Source organism: Streptomyces sp. NPDC002467, from assembly GCF_042889825.1.
Taxonomy (GTDB): domain Bacteria; phylum Actinomycetota; class Actinomycetes; order Streptomycetales; family Streptomycetaceae; genus Streptomyces.
Genome location: NZ_JBIARJ010000035.1, coordinates 31,765 through 55,314 on the forward strand (window position 1 = coordinate 31,765; position 23,550 = coordinate 55,314).

The 23,550-nt window shown below is 70.8% G+C and carries 27 protein-coding genes; 14 read left to right on the forward strand and 13 right to left on the reverse strand.

All coding sequences use genetic code 11. The features are described from left to right. Window positions 1–26 precede the first annotated feature (26 nt). Entirely contained in the window at window positions 27–419 is a 393-nt protein-coding gene (locus ACFYYJ_RS40050) for a nuclear transport factor 2 family protein (protein WP_385123452.1), read from the reverse strand. 31 nt (window positions 420–450) lie between these two features. Next, window positions 451–1,677 carry an alpha/beta fold hydrolase gene (locus tag ACFYYJ_RS40055; RefSeq protein ID WP_389139656.1) on the reverse strand — a complete coding sequence of 409 codons (1,227 nt, stop codon included), beginning with the start codon at window positions 1,675–1,677 and terminating at the stop codon, window positions 451–453. A 104-nt stretch (window positions 1,678–1,781) separates the two neighbouring features. Between ACFYYJ_RS40055 and ACFYYJ_RS40060 the strand changes: the two genes are divergently transcribed. Further along, a complete protein-coding gene (locus ACFYYJ_RS40060; protein WP_385123448.1) occupies window positions 1,782–2,375 on the forward strand; it encodes a TetR/AcrR family transcriptional regulator C-terminal ligand-binding domain-containing protein in 594 nt (197 codons plus the stop codon). A 4-nt stretch (window positions 2,376–2,379) separates the two neighbouring features. Here the strand turns inward: ACFYYJ_RS40060 and ACFYYJ_RS40065 are convergent, their stop codons facing one another. Then, on the reverse strand, window positions 2,380–2,652 hold the full coding sequence (locus tag ACFYYJ_RS40065) for a hypothetical protein (protein WP_389139659.1): 273 nt from the start codon (window positions 2,650–2,652) through the stop codon (window positions 2,380–2,382). Window positions 2,653–2,922: 270 nt separating this feature from the next. Here ACFYYJ_RS40065 and ACFYYJ_RS40070 point away from each other — a divergent pair, with 270 nt between their 5' ends. Next, window positions 2,923–3,456, forward strand: a complete 534-nt coding sequence (locus tag ACFYYJ_RS40070; protein WP_385366426.1) for a hypothetical protein — start codon at window positions 2,923–2,925, stop codon at window positions 3,454–3,456. Between the two features lie 13 nt (window positions 3,457–3,469). On the opposite strand, the gene ACFYYJ_RS40075 is transcribed toward ACFYYJ_RS40070, so the two are convergent. The 4 genes from ACFYYJ_RS40075 to ACFYYJ_RS40090 form a co-directional block, all read right to left on the reverse strand. Then, window positions 3,470–4,162 carry a helix-turn-helix domain-containing protein gene (locus ACFYYJ_RS40075; protein WP_389139661.1) on the reverse strand — a complete coding sequence of 231 codons (693 nt, stop codon included), beginning with the start codon at window positions 4,160–4,162 and terminating at the stop codon, window positions 3,470–3,472. A 189-nt stretch (window positions 4,163–4,351) separates the two neighbouring features. Continuing rightward, window positions 4,352–5,170, reverse strand: coding sequence for an alpha/beta fold hydrolase (locus tag ACFYYJ_RS40080; RefSeq protein WP_389139663.1), 819 nt, complete (start codon window positions 5,168–5,170; stop codon window positions 4,352–4,354). Window positions 5,171–5,232: 62 nt separating this feature from the next. Further along, window positions 5,233–5,943: a hypothetical protein gene (locus ACFYYJ_RS40085; RefSeq protein ID WP_389139665.1), complete on the reverse strand. Its 711-nt coding sequence runs from the start codon at window positions 5,941–5,943 to the stop codon at window positions 5,233–5,235. A gap of 238 nt (window positions 5,944–6,181) precedes the next feature. Continuing rightward, window positions 6,182–6,448: a hypothetical protein gene (locus tag ACFYYJ_RS40090; protein WP_389139667.1), complete on the reverse strand. Its 267-nt coding sequence runs from the start codon at window positions 6,446–6,448 to the stop codon at window positions 6,182–6,184. Between the two features lie 163 nt (window positions 6,449–6,611). Here ACFYYJ_RS40090 and ACFYYJ_RS40095 point away from each other — a divergent pair, with 163 nt between their 5' ends. Continuing rightward, on the forward strand, window positions 6,612–7,049 hold the full coding sequence (locus ACFYYJ_RS40095) for a glutaredoxin domain-containing protein (RefSeq protein WP_389139669.1): 438 nt from the start codon (window positions 6,612–6,614) through the stop codon (window positions 7,047–7,049). A 172-nt stretch (window positions 7,050–7,221) separates the two neighbouring features. Here the strand turns inward: ACFYYJ_RS40095 and ACFYYJ_RS40100 are convergent, their stop codons facing one another. Continuing rightward, entirely contained in the window at window positions 7,222–8,673 is a 1,452-nt protein-coding gene (locus ACFYYJ_RS40100) for an amidase (protein ID WP_389139671.1), read from the reverse strand. A gap of 230 nt (window positions 8,674–8,903) precedes the next feature. Between ACFYYJ_RS40100 and ACFYYJ_RS40105 the strand changes: the two genes are divergently transcribed. Continuing rightward, a complete protein-coding gene (locus ACFYYJ_RS40105) occupies window positions 8,904–9,254 on the forward strand; it encodes a hypothetical protein (protein ID WP_385367111.1) in 351 nt (116 codons plus the stop codon). After that, window positions 9,247–11,082, forward strand: coding sequence for a protein kinase (locus tag ACFYYJ_RS40110; protein WP_389139673.1), 1,836 nt, complete (start codon window positions 9,247–9,249; stop codon window positions 11,080–11,082). The genes ACFYYJ_RS40105 and ACFYYJ_RS40110 overlap by 8 nt, the downstream gene beginning before the upstream one ends. A 60-nt stretch (window positions 11,083–11,142) precedes the next feature. Here ACFYYJ_RS40110 and ACFYYJ_RS40115 read toward each other — a convergent pair whose 3' ends face one another. After that, window positions 11,143–11,643: a hypothetical protein gene (locus ACFYYJ_RS40115; protein ID WP_389139675.1), complete on the reverse strand. Its 501-nt coding sequence runs from the start codon at window positions 11,641–11,643 to the stop codon at window positions 11,143–11,145. Between the two features lie 372 nt (window positions 11,644–12,015). On the opposite strand from ACFYYJ_RS40115, the gene ACFYYJ_RS40120 reads away from it, so the two are divergent. Together ACFYYJ_RS40120 and ACFYYJ_RS40125 are read left to right on the forward strand one after the other, a co-directional pair. Further along, window positions 12,016–12,672, forward strand: a complete 657-nt coding sequence (locus tag ACFYYJ_RS40120) for a GNAT family N-acetyltransferase (protein WP_389139677.1) — start codon at window positions 12,016–12,018, stop codon at window positions 12,670–12,672. Between the two features lie 58 nt (window positions 12,673–12,730). Beyond that, on the forward strand, window positions 12,731–13,225 hold the full coding sequence (locus tag ACFYYJ_RS40125; RefSeq protein WP_389139679.1) for a DUF4265 domain-containing protein: 495 nt from the start codon (window positions 12,731–12,733) through the stop codon (window positions 13,223–13,225). Window positions 13,226–13,443: 218 nt separating this feature from the next. On the opposite strand, the gene ACFYYJ_RS40130 is transcribed toward ACFYYJ_RS40125, so the two are convergent. Further along, window positions 13,444–13,722, reverse strand: a complete 279-nt coding sequence (locus tag ACFYYJ_RS40130) for a hypothetical protein (RefSeq protein ID WP_389139681.1) — start codon at window positions 13,720–13,722, stop codon at window positions 13,444–13,446. Between the two features lie 504 nt (window positions 13,723–14,226). On the opposite strand from ACFYYJ_RS40130, the gene ACFYYJ_RS40135 reads away from it, so the two are divergent. From ACFYYJ_RS40135 to ACFYYJ_RS40160, 6 genes are read left to right on the forward strand one after another with little or no spacing between them, the layout of a single operon-like run. Continuing rightward, window positions 14,227–15,846, forward strand: a complete 1,620-nt coding sequence (locus tag ACFYYJ_RS40135; RefSeq protein ID WP_389139683.1) for an ATP-binding protein — start codon at window positions 14,227–14,229, stop codon at window positions 15,844–15,846. Beyond that, window positions 15,843–16,244, forward strand: coding sequence for a roadblock/LC7 domain-containing protein (locus ACFYYJ_RS40140; RefSeq protein WP_385123408.1), 402 nt, complete (start codon window positions 15,843–15,845; stop codon window positions 16,242–16,244). Before ACFYYJ_RS40135 ends, ACFYYJ_RS40140 begins: the two co-directional genes overlap by 4 nt. Continuing rightward, window positions 16,241–16,597, forward strand: coding sequence for a DUF742 domain-containing protein (locus ACFYYJ_RS40145; protein ID WP_384578742.1), 357 nt, complete (start codon window positions 16,241–16,243; stop codon window positions 16,595–16,597). The genes ACFYYJ_RS40140 and ACFYYJ_RS40145 overlap by 4 nt, the downstream gene beginning before the upstream one ends. Continuing rightward, window positions 16,578–17,216, forward strand: coding sequence for an ATP/GTP-binding protein (locus tag ACFYYJ_RS40150; protein WP_385123406.1), 639 nt, complete (start codon window positions 16,578–16,580; stop codon window positions 17,214–17,216). Before ACFYYJ_RS40145 ends, ACFYYJ_RS40150 begins: the two co-directional genes overlap by 20 nt. Beyond that, complete coding sequence (locus ACFYYJ_RS40155; RefSeq protein ID WP_385123404.1) at window positions 17,213–18,442, forward strand: cytochrome P450; 1,230 nt, start codon at window positions 17,213–17,215, stop codon at window positions 18,440–18,442. Before ACFYYJ_RS40150 ends, ACFYYJ_RS40155 begins: the two co-directional genes overlap by 4 nt. Further along, the gene (locus ACFYYJ_RS40160; RefSeq protein ID WP_389139687.1) at window positions 18,439–19,695 is read left to right on the forward strand and encodes a cytochrome P450; all 1,257 of its coding nucleotides are present in this window, start codon (window positions 18,439–18,441) and stop codon (window positions 19,693–19,695) included. Before ACFYYJ_RS40155 ends, ACFYYJ_RS40160 begins: the two co-directional genes overlap by 4 nt. A 160-nt stretch (window positions 19,696–19,855) precedes the next feature. Here ACFYYJ_RS40160 and ACFYYJ_RS40165 read toward each other — a convergent pair whose 3' ends face one another. Together ACFYYJ_RS40165 and ACFYYJ_RS40170 are read right to left on the reverse strand one after the other, a co-directional pair. Further along, a complete protein-coding gene (locus ACFYYJ_RS40165) occupies window positions 19,856–20,506 on the reverse strand; it encodes a DUF4360 domain-containing protein (RefSeq protein WP_385123400.1) in 651 nt (216 codons plus the stop codon). Between the two features lie 252 nt (window positions 20,507–20,758). Then, entirely contained in the window at window positions 20,759–21,520 is a 762-nt protein-coding gene (locus ACFYYJ_RS40170) for an ATP-grasp domain-containing protein (protein WP_389139695.1), read from the reverse strand. A 204-nt stretch (window positions 21,521–21,724) separates the two neighbouring features. Here ACFYYJ_RS40170 and ACFYYJ_RS40175 point away from each other — a divergent pair, with 204 nt between their 5' ends. Next, on the forward strand, window positions 21,725–22,870 hold the full coding sequence (locus ACFYYJ_RS40175; RefSeq protein WP_389139689.1) for an FUSC family protein: 1,146 nt from the start codon (window positions 21,725–21,727) through the stop codon (window positions 22,868–22,870). A 120-nt stretch (window positions 22,871–22,990) separates the two neighbouring features. On the opposite strand, the gene ACFYYJ_RS40180 is transcribed toward ACFYYJ_RS40175, so the two are convergent. Continuing rightward, the gene (locus ACFYYJ_RS40180) at window positions 22,991–23,185 is read right to left on the reverse strand and encodes an antitoxin (protein ID WP_389139691.1); all 195 of its coding nucleotides are present in this window, start codon (window positions 23,183–23,185) and stop codon (window positions 22,991–22,993) included. Between the last annotated feature and the right edge of the window lie 365 nt (window positions 23,186–23,550).

A 23,550-nucleotide genomic window follows, 5' to 3' on the forward strand; every position in this document is an offset into this window, starting at 1 on the left:
GTGTCTTCTTCGCGGGGTGGGGGTGGTCAGCGGGCGCTGCCGAGGTTGCGATCGGCGTCCGTCCCCTTGAGCAGCAAGGTGGTCTCCTCGATGCGCCGGAAGCGGCCGTCGGGGGCCATGTCGGCGAACACGTAGACCTCCATGCTCACGGTCGTGCCGTCCTTCTTGGTGATGTGGCAGGTGTGCCGGTCGGCGTACTTGTCGCCGTCATGGAGCTCTTCGTGGACCTCGACCTCTCCTGCGGCGACGAGGGTGCGCAGGTGGGCGATGTGGTCGAGGAACTGGGAGCGGTCGGCCCATTCGCCGTCGGTGCGCTGGCGGTAGTCGGGGGTGAAGTGTCGGTCGGCGGCCTCGGTCAGCGTGATGTCCTCGTTGAGGAGCAGGTCGGTGAGGGCGGCCTTGATGCCGGTGCGGGGCATGCGGGGTCCTTCGCGTGGGTTCGGACGGGGCTCAGGAGCGGGTGTTGGCGAGGGTGTCGTCGAGCCAGTCGTAGATGCGGGCGTTGGCGTGGCGCGTGGCGCCGGGGTGGCAGTGGGCTCCGGCGCCTTCCTCGGCGGTGAAGAGCATGAGGGTCTTGGGGCAGGTGAGGTGTGCGTAGAGCTGCTCGGGCTGGCCCTTGAAGAACTCGTCCTCCGCGGCGTCGCAGACGAGGGTGGGGCACTGGATCCTTTCCGCGATCCCGCCGGCGAGGGTGTAGTCGAGGTAGGAGGCATTGAAGGCGCGGGGGGTGTCGACGCCCATGACGTACATGCCGTGGTTGAGCGCCCAGCGGGCGATCGGGTCCTTGGCCATGATCTGTTCGAGGGCCGCGTCGAGTTCCGGGGCGTCCTGCGCCCGCAGGAGACGTTCGGCCTCCGCGCGGTCGCCGGGAATGTTGCGGACGGACGTCTGACCCAGGTCGTAGAGGCCGTCGACGGCTATCAGCGCGGCCAGCCGGTGCTCGAAAGCGGCTGCCCGGGGCGCGAGGACTCCGCCCATGCTGAGGCCGAGGAGGGCGATGCGGCTGTTGTCGACCTCGGGGATCGTCTCGGCGAAGTCGATCACGGGGGTGATGACGTTCTCCCAGTCGGGGCGGAAGACGAGGCCCTGGTGGTGGCGCGGCCCGGGCATGCCGGGGCCGTCGAAGACGAGCACGGTGTAGCCGCGTTCGACGGCGGCCAGGGCGCCGAAGAAGTGCATCTCCTCGGCGGTGCCGTCGAAGCCGTTGTGCATGATCAGCGTCGGGCGGGGGGCGCCCGACTCGTCGGGGCGGTAGAGGTAGCCGGGGAGCGTGGTGTTCTCGTACGGGATCTCGACCGGCTCGATGCGCGGGGTGGTGTAGAGGGCGGCGGCCGCCTTGAAGCACTCCACGGAGCGGTCGTAGGCGTGGTCGTGGCGCGGATCGCAGTCCTTGCCGTGCAGGAAGAACTCGGCGGAGCGGTAGTAGTTCGAGGCGCGCAGGAAGGCGTCGCGGGCGCTGATCCGGTGGCCGGCGGCCAGGGCCTTCTCGGCTTCCGACGACACGCGGCCGGCGGTGGCGAACCACTCGGTGTACCAGCTGTCGTAGTCGCCCTCGGTGATCCGTGCGGCGGTGGAGACGACCTCGCCGAAGTCGGCGCCGCCGTAGGCGATGTGGCTCATCGAGCGCAGGGTCTCGTACCAGAACTGGGTGTTGTTCGGGAACAGCAGCTGCTTCATGGCGGTCTCCTTCGACGACAACCACAAGCACAGATTTGTGCTTGCGAGATCGACTGTAGGGCCTCGGGCGGTCAGAAGCAAATATCTGTGCTTATGATTGTGGTGTGACTCAGAAACAACCGGCCGCACGCATCCGCAGAAGTCCTGAACAGGTCCGCGCAGCCGTCCACCAAGCGGTCGTCGACCTCCTCTCGGACCCGGAGGGCGAGGACCTCAACATCCCCGCGATCGCGCAGCGCGCCGGCGTCAACCACACCAGCGTCTACCGGCGCTGGGGCAGCCTCGACGCATTGCTGGCGGACACGGTCACCACCCGCCTGGAGCGCAACTCGCCGCTCAAGGACACCGGTTCCCTGCGCGGTGACCTCATCGCCTGGGCCGAAGCCGGCGTCGCGAGCATGCGCACGCCCGAGGGGCACGCCCTCGTACGCGCCGTCATCCTGTCCATGCCGAGCAACACCCAGGCGCAGAGCGAGCGCGCCCAGCACTTCCGACGCCGCATGCGTTCCATCGAACAGATCCGCGAGCGGGCCACGGCCCGGGGTGAGGAGCCTCCACCGCTGGAGCAGATCCTCGACCAGCTGATCGCGCCCTTCTACATCCGGGCGATCTTCGGCATCGACCTGCCGGCCACCGGCTACCCCCAACTCCTCGTGGACAGGCTCCTCGGCGGTGCGAACGGACCGGACTCGGCCTGACCGGTCAGACCTCGATGTACGCCACTACCACCACGGTGCGCAGTGCGGTGACGAAGTACAGGACGCGAACGGATTCGACCTCGTCGGCGTACTGGCGCAGCCGAGGGCCGGCCGTGTCACCCGGGAGCGGCTCGCCGATGTCGGGGTCGACCGAGATCACGACCAGGGTGCGGTCCAGGGAGTGGAGCGCCGCCTCGCTCGTGATGTTCTCCAACTGCTTGGCGGCGGAGTCGGAGAAGGCTATGCGGGCCCGGCGGGCCCCAGGCGGGACGGGCATCAGGCAACAGCCTCGGCAGCCGTGGCCTCCGGCTGTGGTCGGCCCGTGACTGCGGGGGCCGGCAGTGCGCTCATCAAGGCCTCCGGAGGGTGGAACTGACGTGTGTCACCACGGTATCGCCGCGGCCAGGGTCCGGGGGCCACTCGCGGAAAGCGCGCGAACCGGCTGGTTCGTCGACGCACCGCGTCGACGCCCCGCACCGGCGCGCTTCCTTCTCCGGGTCTCCTCGTTGTGCCGGTCATTCGTCACTCGATCCACGGAGGCACCCCCATGCTCAGGACATCCCCCGCCCGGCGGCTCTCGGCGGTACTCGTGGCGGCCACCGTCGCCTCGACTGCCGCCGGGGTCGGCCCCGCGTACGCGGTGGAGCGTTGCAAAGTGTCGTCCAAGACCATCGACAATCCGGCCTACAGCGGGCCCTGGCCCGACAACTGGGACTTCACGGTCAAGGCCTGCGTGACCGAGTCCGGCCCGAACATCCGGCACTGGGCGACGATCTCGTGGGACCTGCCGGAATCGACCACCCACGCGGGCTCCGTCTTCAACGCCACCGGTACGAACATCGAAGTGACCGCGATGATCACCGGAGGCGGTGTTGCCGTGACCCGGCGCACCGACCTGGCCCAGCGTCTGAACAAGGCGAAGGACGGATCGTTCACCCCGAGCTCGTACTCCTCGCGCTGGCCCAGCCGCGAGCGCCTCTACACGGACGTGATCCTGTTCCTCGACTGGAAGGGTGACGGGAAGGGACCCCAGAAGATCCACTTCGATCCCTCCCCCACCATCCCCGGCTCGGCACGCTGAAACCGCCGCCGTTTCACTTTCTTGCTCCTGCTCCTGCTCCTGCTCCTGCTCCTGCTCCTGCTCCATCAGGGCCGATGCGGCGCAGGGCCGCGGGCGTGGTGCCGTACCAGCGGTGGACCGCGCGGCGCAGGGCGCGGGCGTCGGCGTATCCGCTCCGGGCGGCCACGGCGTCGATTCCGAGGTCGGTGTCGTGGAGCAGCGTGGTGATGTGGGCACGACGTACGGTCTCGACCTCCCGGCTCCATGTGGTGCCGTGTTCGTCGAGGCGGCGCTGGAGGGTTCGCGTACTGAGGGCCATGCGGCGCGCGATCGTGGACAGCGCCGGCGTGGCCTCGTCGTGGGAGGAGACGAGTGCGGTGCGGAAGAGGTCCAGCCAGTTGCGCAACGGAACGGCGGCGGCGAGTGTCTGCTCCGCGTGTCTTCGGAGCACCGCCGACAGACCGGGCTGGGCGTGTGGCGCCGGGGCCTTCAGGTCGCGGGCGAGGAAGGTGATCGAGCTGTCCGGGGCCTCGAAGTCGATGTTCCGGGTGCCGTAGAGCTCGGCCAGGGCCTCGTGCCGGCGCGGCGCCTTGGCCGCCAGGGTGACGTGTACGGGGACGAGCCGGCGCCGGGCGGCTTCGCCGAGGCGCCGCGTGTAGAGGCCGAGGGCGTAGGCGCGGATGGCGCAGGCCGCCTCGTACCCGCTGCTCCGGAGCCGCCAGGACACCGTGCTTCACGCGGAGTCGCGCCTCGGCCCGGTCCACCGCCGCCCGCTCCGCGTGGGCGCCGTCGACGACCATTCCGGCGACTCGTTCAGGGTGGTCGGTGAGTACGTTCGGGCCGACGATGCCGCCCGTATTCGGTCGCGAGCACCGGCTGGAGGGCAGCTGTGGCCCAGCCTTTGCCGCTTCGGGCCTCAGCGTAGGTGCTCCAGCAGCAGCTCGGTGAGGGGCCCGGGGGTGCGCAGCGGCAGGTAGTGGTCGGCGTCCGCGATCAGCCGGCCACGTGCGCCGGGGATACTGGCAACGAGCCGTTCGGCGATCACGCCGATCTCGGGGTGATCGCGGTCGCCGTGGACGACCAGGGTCGGCGCGGTGATCTCGCCGAGCCGGGCTTCGGCAACGCGGTCCGGGAAGTATGCAAGGTGTTGCTCGCCGGAGATGCGCAGGTGCGCGTTCTGCTCCACCATCGTCTCGATCAGCTCGCCTCCGGGAGCCGTGCGGCCCATGGAGGCCCAGATCGACAGCTCCAACTCGGCCAGGGCCGCCGCGTCCTGCTCTCGGCGGGCAGCGGCGTAGGCCGACGGCTGCGCGTCTTGCGGCCACGCGTGACCGCTGACCGAGGCGCCGACCAGGCCCAGTGCGCTGACCCGCTCGGGGTGAGCGAGGACGAAGTCCAGCGCGGTCTCCCCGCCCATGCTCAACCCGACCAGCGCAGCTGTGTGAAGGCCGAAGTGGTCGAGCACGGCTCCCAGGTCTTCGACGTCGCAGAACATCCGGTCCGGGGGCGTGGAGCGCCCGAGACCGCGGGCGTCGTAGCGGATCACATCGTGGTGGCGGGCCAGTTCGGGGACGATGGCATCCCATAGCCGCGAGTCCATGCCGGCACCGTGCAGCAGCACCACCGGAGACCCGGTGCCGGTGCCGCTCCGCTCGGCCCACAGCCGGCCGCCGCCAGGAGCGGGGAGGTGGAATTCATGGGTGGGGATGCCGGCTAAGTCGCCATTCGATCTCATACGGCGATCATCTCACCGCGTTCGACTCGGGTCGCCACGCTCGAAGCGGCGGGCTCCGGCCGTCACGAGGGCGGCGAGGTGGGGGCGTTCGGGTGTGTGAAGCGGAGCCAGGCGGTGAGGGCGGCCTGGAGTTCGAGGACTGCCGAACGGTCGAGGGACTCGGCGGTTCGGCCCACGCGGAGGGTCACGGACCGGGGCGTGACCGTCCAGCCCACGGCGGGATGCTTGGGCGAAGCGATGGGCGCGCCCTGGGCAAGGGTGCGCAGCAGGGCCTCGGTGCGCGGTGGGATGTGTGCTTGGCGGGGGCGCCGGGTGACATCGTGCTGTCGGACGGGCAGCCCCAGCGCCGTGCGGAACTCGTCGACGGCGGCGTCCAGGGGTTGGACGGTCCCGGGTGCGGTCCCGATGAAGGCTGCGGTCAGTTCGGGGTGCGGCCGGGCACTGCGTGGATTCCGCGCCGGGGGCAGCGGGTGCTCTTCCACGTCCAGGCGTACGCAGGCCGGTGCGATGAGGACCTGGGTGTAGCCCTTCTCCTTGGCCGTGGCGTGGAGTTCGCGCAGGCGGCTGATCGGTCGGGTCAGGATGTGTTCGCCCTTCATCCACGGCAGGTCGGGGTCCGCGGAGCGCAGCGGTGCTTTCGGCGGTTCCAGTGTGGGCGGCTGCCCGTACGACCCGTGGGAGCGATGCAGTACACCGGATTCCGTGACCAGGACCGTCACCTGCCGACTGGTGACCGTGTGACCCAGCCGGAACCCCACAACCACCGTCGGCATCGGTCACTCCTCACTCGCGCACCACGTTTACGGCGCTACGACCGTAGCCGGAATGGCCGTCCCGTCATCGGAAATCGGGATACCCGGTGCCGCACGGGCGCGCGAGGTGCAGAATGCGCGCTCGGCACGCTGCTCGGGCCACATGTCCTGGAACTGGGGCGGCGGTGTTCGGGCGGTAACGGGCAATGGTGTCGCGGGCCACTGCCTGGTTGTGGGACGGCAGGCGGCTGTGCGCACGTCACGTCGTGCGGCGTTTTCTCAACTCGGCCAGCCACGAACGTAGCTGCTCGTCGTCGTGCAGGTGGACGCCGCTCTCGTCTGCGGGAAGGTCGATGCCGTGGAGGAGGTTCAGTGCCCACGAGGAGGTGTCGTCCCAGTCCAGTCCGTCGTCGGCCACCCACCGCCCGGCCCAGCGGTCGGCCTCGTCCCGGGACAGACGACCGTCGACCAGCGCGGCGAACCGTTCTTCGATCTCGTCGAGCGTTGGCTGCCGGCCGGCGTCCATGTCCCGACCGTACACGCACGGCGACGTAGTCCGATGGGGCACTGGCGTTGTTGAGCTCCGGGGTCAGGGTTTGGCGGCGATCCGCTTTCTCTGTCACCAGAGCCGTTGCGGGTGAGCGGCCTGGTTCGAGGAGCATTTCGACTCATCGATAGCATGCGTCACCATGATGCGCGCTTGGATCCTGCCGATGCTGCTCGTGCTCAGTGGCTCGGCCGTCGCGGCCGGGAGGCTCTTCAACGGGAGCCCCGGCACGGCCACAGCCATACTTCTGGCGTTCCTGGCGCTCGCCGGCGTGAGCTCACCCCTGGTCTTCCCCAGGTCGATCGGTGCGGAGGAGGCACAACGCCGCAGCGCGCTCGACGGCCGTCCGGTCGTCTTCTGGCGGCCGGGCTGCAAGTACTGCATACGGCTACGCATCCGACTCGGCCGCGGCGCCCGCCAGTTGCACTGGGTCGACATCTGGCGCGACCCGGCGGGTGCCGCAGCGGTGAGGGCGGCCAATGACGGCAACGAGACCGTGCCGACCGTCGTCGTGGCGGGCCGGCCACACACCAACCCCGATCCCGAATGGGTACGCGATCAGCTCTCGCCTTCCGCCTGATCGCGAAACGCGCCCGTGACGAGGGCCGCCGAAAGCGGCGGGCGGCGCTGACGTACGTCTGCGGCGCCGGCGCCACCTGCTGCGAACGTGAGCGTCAGCGTGAGGCCCAACCCGCGTTCGTCATCCGCACCTCCTCAGCACCTCATCCTCAACGGACACCCGGCGGTACGCCCTACCTCGGCGCCTGAAAGCCACCGATCCTCTGTTCGAGCAGTTCGGCCAGCCGCAGCGGGGTGCGGTCCTCGAACATCGGGCCGACGAGTTGCACTCCCACCGGCAGGCCGTCCGGAGACAGGCCCGTCGGTATGGCGGTGGCGGGCAGGCCGGGCATGGTGGCCACACCGGCCCAGACGAGCTGATCGAGGTACGGGTACTCGACGCCGTCGATGTCGATCCGGCGTTCCAACAGATCGGGGTCGTGGTCGTGCGGGAACGCGGCCGTCGGCGTGATCGGGCACACCACGACGTCGAACTCGGCGAAGAGGCGCCGCCAGCCGTGGCGGTGGAGCTCGCGGCGGTCGTTCGCCTCGATCCAGTCGCGGTGGCTGAACGCCATCCCGCGCAGCCGCGCCGCGTCGAGACTCCGGTCGTCCGCACTGAGTCCGGCGGCGCGGGTCCGGAGCTGCTCGTACGCCTCGATGGGAAAGCGCGCGGCGGAGCCCGAGAACAGCAACTGCGCGTAGACAGTCGCGGCTTCGACCAGGTCGGGCAGGAGCGGACTGTGCCGTTCGACGTGGGCGCCGCCGTCGACGAGTGCGTCGGCCACCCGGTTCACCCCGGCCCGTACGGCGGACCCGGTCGGAATGAACGGATGCTCGTCGAGGACGAGGACCCGGAAGTCACCCAGCCGCTGGTGACGTGCGAGCGGCAGCGCGAGGTCGTGTGCCATGCCGAGCGTCAGCGGGTCCGGCCCGGCCATGACGTCGAGCAGGAGCATCAGGTCGCGGGCGCTGCGCGCCATCGGGCCGACGACGGCGAGGTCGAGGTCGACCGGCAATGCCGGCGTGGTCGGCGGGACCATCCCGCGGTTCGCCGCCAGCCCGAGCGTCGGCTTGTGCGCGTAGACGCCGCAGAAGTGCGCGGGGGTGCGCAACGAACCGCCGATGTCGGAGCCGATGGACAACGCGCCGAAGCCGGCCGCCAGGGCCGCCGCCGATCCACCGGACGATCCGCCCGACGTGCGGGCGTGGTCCCACGGGTTGTTGGTGGTGCCGTAGATCTCGTTGAAGCTCTGGACGTCCTGCAGCCCCAAGGGCACGTTGGTCTTGCCGAGCACCACGGCACCGGCGGCCCGGAGCCGCGACACCTGCACCGCGTCCTCGGCGGGAACGAAGTCCCGGTGCATCGGGATCCCCCAGGTCGTGGGGAGCCCGGCGATGTCGTAGGACTCCTTGACCGTCACCGGGATGCCGAGCAGTGGCCGGTCCTCGCCGCGGGCGCGCGCCTGGTCGGCTTCGCGCGCGGCGGCCCGAGCACGGTCGAAGTCCGGGACGCAGATCGCGTTGATCGCCTTGTCGTCGCGCTCGATACGAGCGATTGCCTCGTCGGTCAGCTCCACCGATGTCACTTCACCGGTACGTAAGGCGGCCGCGAGTTCTTCTGCAGTCTGCATGTTCCACTCCATGGATCCGACCGTACTGGCCTCCGGGAGAGGCCATGAAATGCCGATTTGCACAACAGGATGGGCGTTTCAACTCGTCGCGTTGCTCGCTCTCCGACCACAGGGGACTCGCCCGACCGCCGGCCACGGAGGCGACGGTGATCGGTTCGAGCCACGGCTTGACCTGATCGACGGCTGGAGCCGTCGGATCCGAACTGCCAAGCTGCTGTGCATCCGGCATCCAAGGGGGGCACGTGAGTTCGCATACGTATGCGATCCGGGTCGGCGGCGACTCCGGGGGCGAGGATCTGCGGCGTCTGGCGCAGTGGTTGAGGGACGACGAGTACGTCGGGGAAGCCGGTGCGCTCTCCTTCGAGGCCGGTCCGCCCGTCGAGGGCGCCATGGGGGCGGCGTTCGATCTGATCCAGTTCTGTGTGGACAGCGGATTCCAGACGGCCAACCTCATCCTCGCGGTGTCCCTGTGGCGCGGCACCCGGTCCGTGCCGCCGGAGGTCACCATCGAGCGGGACGGCGTCCGTATCGAGGTCCGCGGTGCGGATCCGGACACCGTGGCGCGCCTGGCCGCCCGCCTCGAGAATGGTTGAGGAGGCCCTCGCCGCGACGCTGCCCGACCCCTCCTCTTCCTGGGCCGTCCTCATCGGCTGCTCCGGCTACGACCATTTCGAAGACCTGCCGGCGGTCGCCAACAACCTGATGACGCTCACGGAGTTCTTCATCTCGCCCCGGGGCTGGGCGCTGCCCCCGGGACAGTGCGTCACGATCTCCGATCCTCGGACTCCCGCCGAGGTCGTCAATCCGCTGCGCGCGGCCGCCGACCGGGCCCGGGACGCCTTGTTCGTGTACTACGCGGGCCACGGCGTCCTCGATGACGAGCTGCGTTTCCACGTGTCGCTGACCGGTTCCGCGGGCGACGAGCCGTGGACCTGTCTGTCGTACGAATGGATCCGGAAGGCGCTGGCCAGGGCGCGCGCCCCGAGACGGGTCGCCGTCCTGGACAGCTGCTTCAGCGGCAAGGTCCATCTGGGGCTCATGTCCCGTCCCTCGGATGCCGTGCGCGCGAGCACGAGTGCGCAGGGGACCGTCGTCCTCACCTCGGCGAGGGACGATCGGGTCTCCCTGGCTCCGCCCGGAGAGCGGTACACGGCCTTTACCGGTGAGCTGCTCACGGTCATGACCGAGGGCATCCCCGGCGGGCCGGACCTGATCACGGTCGACAGCGCCTACGAACACGTGAAGCGTTCCCTCGCGAGCCGGGGGATGCCGCGGCCGGACCGGACCGGCAGTGACACCGCGGGCGCACTCGTCCTGGCCGCCAACGCGGCTGCGGACTTGCCGTCCACGGGGCCGGTGGCGGCCGTGGCCTCGTTCCGGGACACCATGCGCCGGCTGGCGAGGCGCACGGGCCCGGCCACCGTGCCCGAGTCGGCGCGGCGTCCGGGGTCGGTCCCTGAGTCGGGCGCGGACTCGGGCGCGGACTCGGGCGCGGAGTCGGACTCCGCGTCGGCCCCGGAGCCGGCGGGCCCCTTCCCGGGGGACGTGCTGCGGGGCCGGTACGAGGTGCGCTCGTGTCTGGGCGTCGGCTCGATGTCACGGGTGTACGCCGCCCATGACCGCATTCTGGGGCGGACGGTGGCCATCAAGATCAGCTCAGGGCCACTGGAGCTCGGGGACGTCGCCCACGGGGAGGCCCAGGTCGTGGCCGGCCTCAATCATCCGTCGATCGCGACCGTGTACGACGCCTGGAGGGCGCGTGGCACCGACTGCATCGTCATGGAGCACATCAACGGCCGCGACCTGGCCCGGTTGAGACTCCGGACCCCGCTCTCCCCGGCGGAATGCGCGGCAATGGCCTACGAGTTCCTCGGCGCACTCGCGTACGCGCACGATGCGGGTGTCGTCCATTGCGACGTGAAGCCGGCCAACATCATGATCACCGTCGAGGGGCGGGTCAAGATACTGGACTTCGGCATAGCGGGCAGGGTGGCGGACGAACACCCGGGCATCCACGCCGACCGCTTCGTCGGAACCCCGCAGTTCGCTCCCCCCGAATCGTTCGCGGGAGCGCCCCCGGACGTACGTCGCGATGTCTACGCCTCGGGCGTCACCCTGTTCTTCCTGCTCACCGGTCACATGCCGTTCGACTCCGACGACGCCGTCGTCGACTTCGTCGACCGCGGGGAATCGCTGCTGCTTCCGCCGCAGACAAGGACATCGCACGTGCCGCGACCGTCATCCCGGGCCTCTGGAGTCAGCCCGGGGCTCGACGCGCTGGTGATGCGGGCGATGCACCCCGACCCGGAGCAAAGGTTCCAGACCGCGACACGGATGAGGGCGGCGCTGGCAAGCCATCCCAGGCTGCCCGACCGACGCCGTCCGCTGGGCCGGCCCACCACGGCAGACACCGTCGGTTAGGAGCGTGGGCCGGCTACGGGCGAGCGGCTTCGTTCCCGTGAGCAGTGGACGGAAGCCGTCTCATTCAGTTGGACGCTCGTAGTTCGATGCCGGCAGCGGAGGAACGACCTCAGCCGATGATCGAACACCACGGCGTCCGTGCCACCAGCTCCGGATCGTGTGACCCAGCAGCGCCAACGCGACAGCGCCTGCGGCGAGCCGAACGGCAACCCAGGTCATTCCGGTGACGGGATCTGCGGTGCTCGCCTCAACTTCCAGCCTCATGGAAGTCTCGTAGAAGGCTACGAACGGAACGATCAGCCGGAAGAGAAGCCCGCCCCACATCGGCACTCGTGCGAGGTTCCCCAGGAGTCCTACGGGCGCGCCCAGGACGAACGCTCCCATCGTCCACGGGAGGATCTTGTAGAGAACTCCTCCGCCGGGCTCGACGGCGCCGACCTCCAACCCCGGCGGGACGACGGGGCTGAGATTCTTGAACAAATAGTATGTCGCTACGCCTGCCGTCAACCCGAGCGCCGAAAAGACGGTCGATTCGAGTTTTGAGCGCCGGAGATAGCCCACCACGAATGCGTAGCACGCCCACGACCAGCCGCCGGAAAAGACAGCGCTTACAGCGACAGCGGCGGAATTATCCAATTTCCCGGCGACAGGACCTATCAACCCAAGGAGCAGACCAGAGCCGATCGACGCTGCGGCGACCGATAAGCGAGTGTGCGGAAAGTCGGTGATTTTTCTTCCTCGTCCCGTGATGAAACCGGAGTTGGAGGCAGCGCACCTCAGGGGCTGTGCCGGTCACCACAGGAACCCCGAGTGGCAGACCAACTTACCCCACTCCATTGGGAGTTACCGCTTGCCGGCCGGAGCCCGAGGGCTGTCCCGCAAGCCTGACCTCGCCCCGGGGACCGGACCTCAGCCGTGATCCGGGTCCCGTGGATGCCGATCACCAGGACCGCCGGTTCGAAGCCGGACATTGAACGACGAGGTGAGTACCGGTTCCCGAACCCGCAGGCCGAGCGCGAGCGCATCTGGCAAGATCGACTTGTGGCTCCACACATGGTGACCTTGCGCAGGATCGAGCTCGCGGACTGGCGAGCTGTTCACTCCTGGGCCTCCCTCGCCCGGGTCTGCCGCTTCCAGACCTGGGGACCGAACACCGAGGAGCAGACACGCGCGTTCGTGGCAACTGCGGTCGAGGCCTGGACACACTCACCTCAGCAACGGTTCGCCCATGCGGCGCATGCCGAGGGTGACGTGGTCGGCATGGGTGAGCTCCACATCCGGAGCCGAGGACAGCGTCAGGGCGAGATCACCTATGTCGTACATCCCCGGGTCTGGGGACGGGGCGTCGGAACGGCGATCGGGATGGAACTGCTCGCGCGGGGGTTCGAGGAGCTCGGCCTCCACCGCATCCATGCCACCTGTGACCCGCGGAACCTCGGGTCGGCACGGGTGCTCCGCAAGCTCGGCATGACGTGGGAAGGGCGTCAGCGACACACCGCGCTGATTCGGGACGGTTGGCGGGACTCCGAACGGTTCGGCATCCTCGAAGACGAGTGGCGCGAGCGGGACCACCGGAAGGCCGACGAGTAGCCCGGCTGCCGTGTCGGCCCTCCGAGTCGGCTGTGTCGATCAGCGGAAGATGGTGGGCATGGAGAGCACGGAGAGCACGGAGTCCATGGTTGGGAAGATCAAGGTCTGGTTCCGGTTCGCGCCCCGTGAGGGGTGGTTCCCGCAGGACACCGAGGGCCTGTGGGCGACTGATCTGGGAGACGGCACGGCCCGGATCGAGAACGTTCCGTTCCTTCAGGACGGGGTGGCCGAGGGCGACGTGGTCCGGTACCAGAACGGTCCTGACGGGCTCCACTGGGCTTTCGGGCGGGTCACTTCCTCCGGCAACTGCACGATCCGTGTCGTGCCCGTACCCACCGGTCCCCTCGGCAGGAGCCCGCAGGCCGTCCATCGGCAGCTTGCGGCGTTCGGGCTCGGAGGCGAGGTCTTCAGCGAGGACTTCCCCATGGCGGCCTTCACCGTGCCGGCAGACGCGGACTTCGGCGGGATCAAGGCTCTCCTGGCGCGGGGCCAGACAGCGGGATGGCGGTACTACGAGGTCGGATGTGGCACCGACAAGTGGTGGAACGCCTGAGCTGAACGCAAGCGTCCACAAGGCCGGCACCCCGAACAGCAGCGCGCCCCCGCCCAAAGACCTGGTCGCCCTCCGTTGCTCGGGCGCACGGGCCGCCTGCGAGCGGGCCACCACGCCTCCCGCACTACGGCGGCTGTTCCAGCCGTTCGGGGTCGTCGAGTTGGCGCAGGAGAGCGGTGGTTCCGTCTCGCTCATCGCCCTCCTCGGACCGGGTTCACCTACGGCCGGTCGCTGGACGGTCCGGAAAGGGCGAGACGGGTCCAGCGCTGCCACTCCTCCTCGTGGCTTCCCGTCGCGGTCTGCCGGGCGACCGTCGTGGTGTCCTCGTGCGTCGGATCGCCGTTGCGGGAGAGGAGCGCCAGGGGCCAGGTCGGAATGGTGGGCTGCCGGCCGTCGAAGGGATGCCAGTCCCAGGGGCCGTCGAACCTCCAGGCACGCCCGTCATGGTCCACGACCTCGTCGCCCGTTTCGAGGAAGGCGTAGGGACGGAACAGCAATTCGATGCGGATCGGTTCGCCGCCGACCGGATCGGGCGATGCCGGCTCGTCGGCTCTTGTTCCCGTTCAGCCATCATGTCCCCCTCGTCGACCGGAGCGATCATCACAGAGGAGCACGTGCCGCCCCCGCCCGGGTCGCGCCGCCGGGGGGCCAGGGACAGGGAATCGCCGCGCAGGCCCGACTGTGCGCGGATCAGGCCGAGGCCGCGTCCGGCATTCGTTCGCGGACCTCACGGGGCCGACCACGTCGATCCGACAGGCGAACAGGAGCTCCGGAGGCGGCCGATCCCGCACTTTCGGCGGGGCCTCGGCCCTCGTTCGGAGTGGTCCAACCGGTGAGACGCCAACGGTGGTTCGCGCGCCGGGCAGTTGGGGTGTGCTGTCATTCGTGGGCATCCATTTGATCAACAGTATTCCTAATTGATCGACAACTCACTTATAGTGACCTCTCGTTAACGGCTGGAACCTGCCCTTCCCTTTGCGTCCGTACTGAGAGTCTGGTTGATGTCGGCGTCACCCACCCCATTCCGCCCTTCCGTGATCGCCCTGCTGCTGACGGCGGTCGGCGGCGGCACGCTCGCCACGGCGGCGGTGGCCGCGGCGCCCGCCGGAGTCCAGGCTCCCCTCGGCTGGTTCGCCGGCTTCGGCGTGCTGCTGCTGGCCGCCGCCGCGTTCGCGGTGTCCTGGTACAGCCGCACCGCGCGCAAGCACCGATCGCGTGCCGAGGCGCTGGCCCGGGAGCTCGCTTCCCGTGACGCGTACCTCGCCCACGTCACCCACGAGGCGAGCCGCGAGGCCGGCGCCCGGCAGCAGCAGCACGCGGCCGAGACCGCCGCGTTGGAGGCCGACCGTACCGAGGTGGTCGAACGGCTCACCAGGGAGCACGCGGAGCGGACCGCCGAACTGGTGAGCGGAGGCGAGGCCGCGAGGGTCGGTCTGGAGGCAGACCTGCGCCGCGCCGAGTCGGGCCGGGCCGCCGCCCTGGCGGCGGCCGCGAATGCCGCCGGTCGCATGCAGGCACTGGCCACGAGCATGCTCGCCGACCTGCGCGACATGGAGCACCGGCACGCCGACGAGGACGTCCTCGCGGACCTGCTGCACCTGGACCACCGCACCGCCCAGGCCGGCCGGCTGGCCGACTCCGTGGCCGTGCTGTCCGGCGCGCGGTCGGGGCGCCGGTGGGCCCGACCCATCGTCATGGAGTCGGTGCTGCGCGGGGCGATGGGCCGGATCGGGGGCTACCAGCGGGTGCGGCTGCACTCCACCAGCGAGGCCGCCGTCGCGGGGCACGCCGCCGAGGGCGTGATGCACGCGCTGGCCGAACTCATGGACAACGCCGCGAACTTCTCCCCGCCGACCGCCGAGGTCCACGTGTACGTGGAGGAGGTCCCGGCCGGGGTCATCATCACCGTGGAAGACAGCGGTCTGGTCATGAGCGACGTGCAACTGCGCCGTGCCGAGGCCGCCGTCGGCTCGGACCCGCAGGACCTGGCCGGTCTGTCCGGGACCAGGCTCGGCCTGGCCGTGGTGGGCCGCCTGGCGCGCAAGTACGGCCTGACGGTGTCCTTCCGGCCGTCCGCCCGCGGCGGTACCGGTGCGCTGATGCTGATCCCGCAGGACCTGATCAGCCGTACCCCGGCCGTGACGCCGGACGCCCCCACGGTGGCCCTGCCGCCCGCGCCCGCCCGCGCGGTCCCGGCTCCGGGCGAGGCTCCGGGGCAGCTGCCCTCCCGTACGGGCGACCACGGCCGCGACCACGACCGTGCCCCCACCCGCATCCCGGCCGCCCGGACCGCCCCGGGGTCGGGCGCCGAGCCGGAGGCCGTACACGACGGGCCCGGCGACGGCGACGGCCCGTCCGCCGACGGCGCCCTGCCCCGGCGCAAGAGGGGCCGCACCATGGCCGCGGCCCACCCCGACGGTCCCGAGGCCACCGCCCGGGCCGGCACGCAGACCCCGAGGTCCGGTGCGGCCGCCGGATCCGTGGCCCGCTTCGGCAGCTTCCGCCAGGCGGTCCGGGGCACAGGCCAGACCGCACCCGAAGCGCCCGGCTCCGAGCCGCTCGTGCCCCCGCACGAGCCGGCGACCCCGAACTCCCCGCACCCGGAAGGCAATACCCGATGACCGGCACCACCACCGACGAGACGCTCAGCTGGCTCCTGGAGAACCTCCTGGAGCGCACCCCCGACGCGCGGCACGCCCTGGTCCTGTCCCGGGACGGACTCAAGCTGTGCCGGACCTCCGGGCTGTCGGTCGACCAGGCCGACCAGCTCGCCGCGATCGCCGCGGGCATCCAGAGCCTCTCGCACGGCGCCTCGGTCGAGTTCGGCGACGGCACCGGCGGCGTCCGCTCCGCGATGGCCGAGTTCTACGGCGGCATCCTGTTCATCGTGGAGGCCGGTGAGGGCGCCCACGTCGCGCTCGTCGCCGACGAGGAGGCCGACGCCGGCATCGTCGGCCACAACATGGCCGAGCTGGTGGAGCAGTTGAGCGAGCACCTGGTCGCGAGGCCCAGGGGATGAGCCGCGGCAGGCCGGGCCGGGACGACTCCCCGGACCGGCTCTACACCCTCACCGGCGGCCGCAGCAGCTCCGGTTCGGACGCGTTCGACCTGGTCACGCTGGTACTGGCCGAGTGCGATCCGGTGCCCGGCATGCAGTCCGAGCACGCCGCGATCCTGCGTCTGTGCCGTTTCCCGACGGCCGTCGTGGAGGTCGCCGCGGAGCTCGGTCTGCCCGTGTCCATCGTGCGGATCCTGCTCGCCGACCTGCACGACACCGGGCGGATCAGCGCCCGGCACCCGCGTGCCACCGCCCACAGCCTTCTCGACCCCGACATCCTGGAGCAGGTGCTCGTTGGACTCCGCAACCTCTGAACAGCCCGCACAGCGCCCGACCCTGCACAGCACCGCCGACAACGGTCTGAAGATCGTCGTCGTGGGCGGGTTCGGAGTCGGCAAGACCACCCTGGTCCGTTCGGTCAGCGAGATCCGTCCGCTGAACACCGAGGAGACCATGACCCAGGCGGGCCAGGCCGTCGACCGCACCGAGGGCATCGCCGGGAAGTCCACCACCACCGTCGCCTTCGACTTCGGCCGGATCTCCCTCGACGCGCACAACGTCCTCTACCTGTTCGGGGCACCCGGCCAGGAGCGGTTCTGGTTCCTGTGGGACCGGCTGTTCGCCGGCACCCTCGGCGCCGTGGTCCTCGTCGACACCCGCCGGCTCGCCGACTCCTGGTACGCCATCGACCGCCTGGAGCACCACGGCACGCCCTTCCTCGTCGCCTGCAACGACTTCGGCGGCCCGACGCACACCCCGGAGGAGGTCCGTGACGCCCTGGACCTCGCCGAGGACGTACCGCTGGTGTTCTGCGACGCCCGCTCCAGGGAGTCCAGCAAGCAGGTGCTGATCTCCCTCGTCGAACACCTGCGGACCGTCGCCGCCCGACCCCCGCAGCCGATCCAGCAGAAGACCCCGGAGCCCGCCCCGTGACCACCCCCGAGCCGCAGCCCGTCCCACTGAGCGGCCCCCGGTTCCAGACCGACCCCCAGGACCTGTACCGGCAGATGCGCCGCGACCACGGCCCGGTCGCCCCCGTCGTCCTGGACGGCGACGTACCGGCCTGGCTGGTCCTCGGCTACCGGGAGCTGCACCAGGTCACCAGTGACCCGGCGCTCTTCTCCCGCGACTCCGGGCTCTGGAACCAGTGGGACAACATCCCCGCCGACTGGCCCCTGCTGCCCATGATCGGCCGCGACCAGCCGTCGATCCTGTACACCGTCGGCGAGCGCCACGGGCAGCGCGCCGCGGTGGTCTCCGGCGCGCTGGAGGCCATGGACCCGTTCGGCCTCAAGGCCCGTACCGAGCGCTTCGCCGACGAGCTCATCGACGGGCTGTGCGGAAAGGGCTCCTGCGACATCGTCGCCGAGTACGCGATGCTCCTGCCGCTGCGGGTGCTCGCCAGCATCTTCGGTTTCCCCGACGAGCAGGGCCCCGGCCTGGTCACCGCCATGAACGACATGATCAACGGTCAGGAAGGGGCCCTGGAGGGGCAGGCCCACATCAGCGCCGCCATGGGCGCGCTGCTCGCCGCCAAGTCGGCGGCCCCCGGTGACGACGTGGTGTCCCGGATGCTCACCAACCGGTCGGGTTTCACCCCCGTCGAGGTCGCCCAGGACCTGATGGTGATGCTGGCCGCGGGCCACCAGCCCACCGCCGACTGGATCGGCAACTCGCTGCGGCTGATGCTCACCGACGACCGGTTCGCGGCCTCCCTGGCCGGCGGCCGGCACAGCGTCGCCGAGGCCATGAACGAGGTGCTGTGGGAGGACACCCCGACCCAGAACGTGGCCGGTCGCTGGGCCTCCCGTGACACCCGGCTCGGCGGGCGCGGCATCGCCGCCGGGGACATGCTGCTGCTGGGCCTGGCCGCCGCCAACGCCGACCCGCACGTGCGGGCCGACGGCGGCGCCCTCACCGGCGGCAACAACGCCTTCTTCTCCTTCGGACACGGCGAGCACCGCTGCCCGTTCCCGGCCCAGGAGATCGCCGAGACCATCGCGCGCACCGGTATCGAGGTCCTCCTCGACCGGCTGCCCGACATGGACCTCGCGGTGCCCGCGCAGGACCTCGCCCGCCGCCCGTCCCCGTGGCTGCGCGGTCTCACCGCCCTGCCCGTGACCTACACCCCGACCCCTGCCCTTGGAGCCACCCGATGACGTGCCCCTTCGATCACACCGCCGCCGACGGCGGGGCCGACGCCGACGCCCCGATCGCGCTCGACCCGTTCGTCACCGACCTGGACGGCGAGAGCGCCCGGCTGCGCACGGCCGGCCCGCTCGCCCGCGTGGTGCTGCCCGGTGGCGTCGCCTGCTACGCCGTCACCCGGCAGGCAGAGGCCCGCAAGCTGCTGACCGACGCCCGGCTGGTCAAGGACATCAACGTCTGGGGCGCCTGGCAGCGCGGTGAGATACCCCTCGACTGGCCGCTGATCGGCCTGGCCAACCCGGGCCGGTCCATGCTGACCGTCGACGGCGAGGACCACCGCCGTCTGCGCACGCTGGTCGCGCAGGCGCTGACCGCCCGCCGGGTGGAGCGGCTGCGATCGGACATCGAGACGCTGACGGAAGGGATGCTGGACCGGCTGGCCGAGCTCCCGGCGGGCGAAACGGTCGACCTGAAGGCGGAGTTCGCGTACCCGCTGCCGATGAACGTGATCGCCGGGCTGATGGGCGTCGACGCGGCCGACCTGCCGCAGATGAAGGCCCTGTTCGACAAGTTCTTCTCCACCCAGACCCCGCCGCAGGAGGTGCTGCAGGTACTGGGCGACCTCGGCGTCCTGTTCGGCCGGATCATCGAGGAGCGGCGCGCCGAGCCCGGCGACGACCTGACCAGCGCGCTGCTGGCGGCCGCCGAGAACGGCGACCGGCTCACCGCCGAGGAGATCCAGAACACCCTCCAGTTGATGGTCGCGGCCGGTCACGAGACCACGATCAGCCTGATCGTCAACGCGGTGGTGGCCCTGGAGGCGCACCCCGAGCAGCGGGCCCTCGTACTCAAGGGCGAGGTGCCGTGGGAGAACGTGATCGAGGAGACGCTGCGCTGGTCCACCCCCACCTCGCACGTGCTGATCCGGTTCGCCACCGAGGACATCGAGGTCGGGGACCGGGTGCTGCCCAAGGGTGAGGGCCTGATCGTGTCCTTCGGCGCGATCGGCCGGGACGAGGAGCAGTTCGGCGAGAACGCCGACGCGTTCGACGTCACCCGGACTCCGAACCGGCACATCTCCTTCGGGCACGGCCCGCACGTCTGCCCGGGCGCGGCCCTGTCGCGACTGGAAGCGGGCGTGGCCCTGCCGGCGCTGTACGCCCGCTTCCCGGGGCTGCGCCTCGCGGTCTCCCGCGAGGAGCTCCGCAACAAGCCCGTGGTCACCCAGAACGACCTGTTCGACCTCCCGGTGGTCCTGGCCTGACGGCTTCGACGCCGCGGTACGGCGCCGTCCGGCAACCGCCGGTCGGCGCCGTCCGTCGTTCACCGGCCCACCGGGGCCCGAACATCGGGCCGTTGACCGCCGATGTCGCCCGTCGGGCGCGGATCGGGCGGGGGCTCGGCGCGCCCCCGCCCGAGGGACGTCAGGTCGCGGGGCACTCCCGCCAGGCCAGGTGGTACACCGTGCTGATGTCGCCGTCGGTGGAGTCCATCGTCATGTAGCTGGTGGACGCCGGTGCCGACGTGCCCTTGCGCACGCGGATTTCGGTGTTGATGTTGAAGTTCCGTTGCACACCGCACGGCGCCCACACCAGCTGCGCCCAGTCGGTCGAGTCGGTGGCCTGCCAGTTGTCGTCGTACAGACCATTGAAGGTGTGTTCCCGGGCGGCGGTCTGCGGTGAGCCCTGGAAGTAGTACGAGGCCTTCGTGGTGCTGCTCGCGCCGGGGGCGAGGGAGGCGTAGCCGCGGTAGTCCGCACTGGCGATCGCGTAGGTGAAGCCGTGGGGCACGTGCACGATGAGGTTGAGCTGGCAGTTCCTGCGCGCGGCGGTGGGCGGTGCGCCCGGGCCGACCTGGGCGACGTACTGGCTGTAGGTCACCGTGAAGGCGGTGTTGTCCTGGGACACGGCGACCGCCGCCGTGTCCTTGGGGCATCCGGACCCGTTGACTGTCGCCACGTCGATGACGATCCGGTCCGGCGGCGGGTCCGTGATCGCCGAGGGGCCGTGCTGGGCGGGCAGGGCCGTTGCGAGCAGCAGGCCTATCGCGCCGCTCGCCAGAAAACCTCCGGCCATGATTCTCCAATCCGCTGCTTCGGAAACCGGGCACCACTGGGCCGCGGTCTGGGTCACGCGCGGTGGGGGCACAGCAGCCGGCGGAGGCTGGGCGGGCTGTCATGGCGGTCGCCATGGGACTGCGACGAACAATTAATGCCATGCGCATGACAAGCATGCGCGGTCCGTGGGGCCGGACAGCGAAATCGTAGGTTCCGGCGCCGGGTCGGGCCAGCACGCAGTTCGGCCATTCGCCCCTCATCGGAGCCTCGCCTACGGCCGCTGACCGAAAGTGCGCGACTCGGCGGGGGTGTCCTCGACGTTCCGGCAGAACCGGCGGTCCCGCTCCGCCATCCGTGTCCGCGGACCGGCCGACCGGAGGACGACGTCCAGGGCCCGGTCGGGATCCGCGGCGTAGCCGTTGCTGAACCACGCCATGTTGGCCTCGACGACCGCCCACTCGTCGGCGGTGCCGCCCTCGGGTGTGGCCAGGAGCCCGACGTCCACCACCACCGCGCCGGGCAGGCCACCGCCGCACGTGGCCAGTAGATCGTCCGCGAACTCCAGGACAGCGCCTTCATGGCGGTGTCCGTCCAGCGGCTCGGCGTCGAGATGGCCGAAGGTCGCGTACTGCGAACCCGTACGGACCTCGCCGTCCAGGACGTACAGGCGGAACTCCGCCACCCAGGTCACCACGTCGCCGACCTGTACCGGCACCTGCGCCGACAGCTCCGGCCCGGTCGGGAGGCGACTGCCGTCGGCGTACACGGCGGCCGGGAAGCTCTTGTCGCTCGGCGGCTTGACGAACGCCGGTCGGGTCAGGCTGCGCGCCTCGCCCAGGGTCGCCATGGCGATGCGCCGTCGGGTGTACTCGTAGGGCAGTGTGACCAGCCAGTCGTCGGACGGCTCCAAGAGCGCGACCTCCAGGGCGTCCACGACACGTGTCGCGAAGGCGGGGCCGCCGTAGTAGTGACCACCCCGCCTGCCCGCGGCAAGGCCCGCCCCGCCGTGGGCGGGAAGTACTTCCACATCCATCCCACGCCGACGGGCCGCCGTCGAGAGCAGCTCGGACGTGGTGGTGTATTGGGGCGCCAACGCCAGAAAACCGTGCTTCGTCACGGTCGTTGACGATGCCATCGGCTCGGCCGGCCAGTCCAACGCATTCGAAACCACCCCACGCGGTCAACCGGCCTCACCGGTACACCGTTTCCCGCACAACCCGTCACTAGGATGTCCTTCATGCCTGCCATGTCCGGTCTGGTAGCCGTTCCGTACGTGTTCATCCCCGGCAGCCGGCTGCGGTCCGCCGCGCGGCTGGTCCTCTGCGCGGCCGTGTCCTGGTACCTCTGTCTGTGGTGGGGCACGAGCGCGACCCCCGTTCCCGCCGCGCTCCCGGCGGTGCTGATCCTGCGCGAAGACGTGTACGCCTGGCCGCGGCTCGGGTGGGAGCGCCTCGCCGGGGTGGTCGTGGGCGTGGTGTTGAGCACCGTCCTGCTGCACTGGGTGACGGACCCGGCGTGGTCCTTCCCTCTCGTGCTCCTCTGCGGCTGCGCCGGGATGTACTGGCTGGGGCGGCCCGGATCACCCAATCAGCAGGTGCTCATCACGGCGCTCATGGTGTATGCGACGGCGGTCCCCGGGTACCCGCTGGCGCGGCTGGAGGAGAGCCTCGTCGGCATCGCCGTGGTCGTCCTCCTCGGACCGCTGCTGTGGCCTCCGGACCCGTACCGGTCGGCCGCCGAGGGGCTGGACGGCTACCGGATCGCGGTGCGCGAACTCCTGGCCGGGATCACCGGCGGACTGGAGCGCGGCGCGGAGGCCGTGGGGGCGGTGGTGGCGGCGGCCGCCCTTCCGGAGCGGGCGGGCTTCTGGCTGCGTCCGCAGGCCTGCCGGGACGCCTTCGACCGTGCGGCGGCCGGCCGGTCCCTGCTGCGCCGCCGTCGGGCAGGCAGGGCGCCGGAAGGACTCGACGGACGCCTGGTCCTGGCCACCCGTACGGCTCTGACCCTCCAGTACTTCACCCAGGAGCTTCGGGATCGTACGCTGCACGGCAGCTGCGGCGCGCCCACCGGACCCGCCGCGGGCGGTCCGCACGACCCGGCCCTCTGCGCCCTCGTACCCATGGTCCGGGTCACCGCCGATGCCCTGGACGCCGCGCTCGTCGGCCGCGACTTCGCCGAGCTCCTCGACCGGGCCCGCGCCCTCGACCTCGCCCACCGCAGGGCCCACCCCGGGCGGCACGACGCGGTACTGCGGGCCGGACTCCACCTGACCCACGAAGCCCTCGCCGACCACCTCCGACGCCGAGGCGCCGCCTCCTCCGGCCCCGGGCATGGGGATCCGGACGGCGGCGAGCCCACCCGGTCCGACCGGCCACCGGCATGACGGAGGCCCCGTCGTCCGAGACAGGGCCCGGGCGGAACGGGCTGGTGCGCCGGGACGGGACCCACCGGCCGACCTGCCCGTTCCACGCCCTCAGTGGCTTTGCTGGCCCCTGGCGTTCCGCTACTTCTGCGGCGGCCGGTTGTGTCCCTGGTCCCCGCCCAGTTGCTCCTTGAGCTTGTCCTGGGCCATGTCGACCTGGCTGCTGTACTTGCCCTGGGTCTTCTCGTCGACGAAGTCACCGGCCTTGTCGATGCCCTGCCCCGCCTGTTCCTCGTGACCCTTCAGCATCTGCTTGAGCTTGTCCAACATGGACATGGTGCCCTCCTGGTCGTCCGGTCGTCGCTTCAGAACCTCCTCCAGGGTCACGTCCCACCGCGCAGACCGCATCCGCTGCGCTCTGACCTGCGGATCCGAGGGCGCTGCGCTCCACCGGACCGATCGTCAGAGCCATGGCGCATGATCACGGGCATGATCCAGACGCTTCCGCCGGTCCTGCCAGGCACCCTGGTGGACCACCACCGCATTCGTCGTCCCCTTCTACGCCAGGACGTTCCGAGGCGGAGGGGCCGGGGGGGGGGGCCCCCCCCGGGGGGGGGGGCCCCCCGCCCCCCCGGGGGGGGGGGGCGCCGGGGCGCGGGGGGGGGGGCGGCGGCGGGCACAAGCCCCCCCCGCGGGGCTGG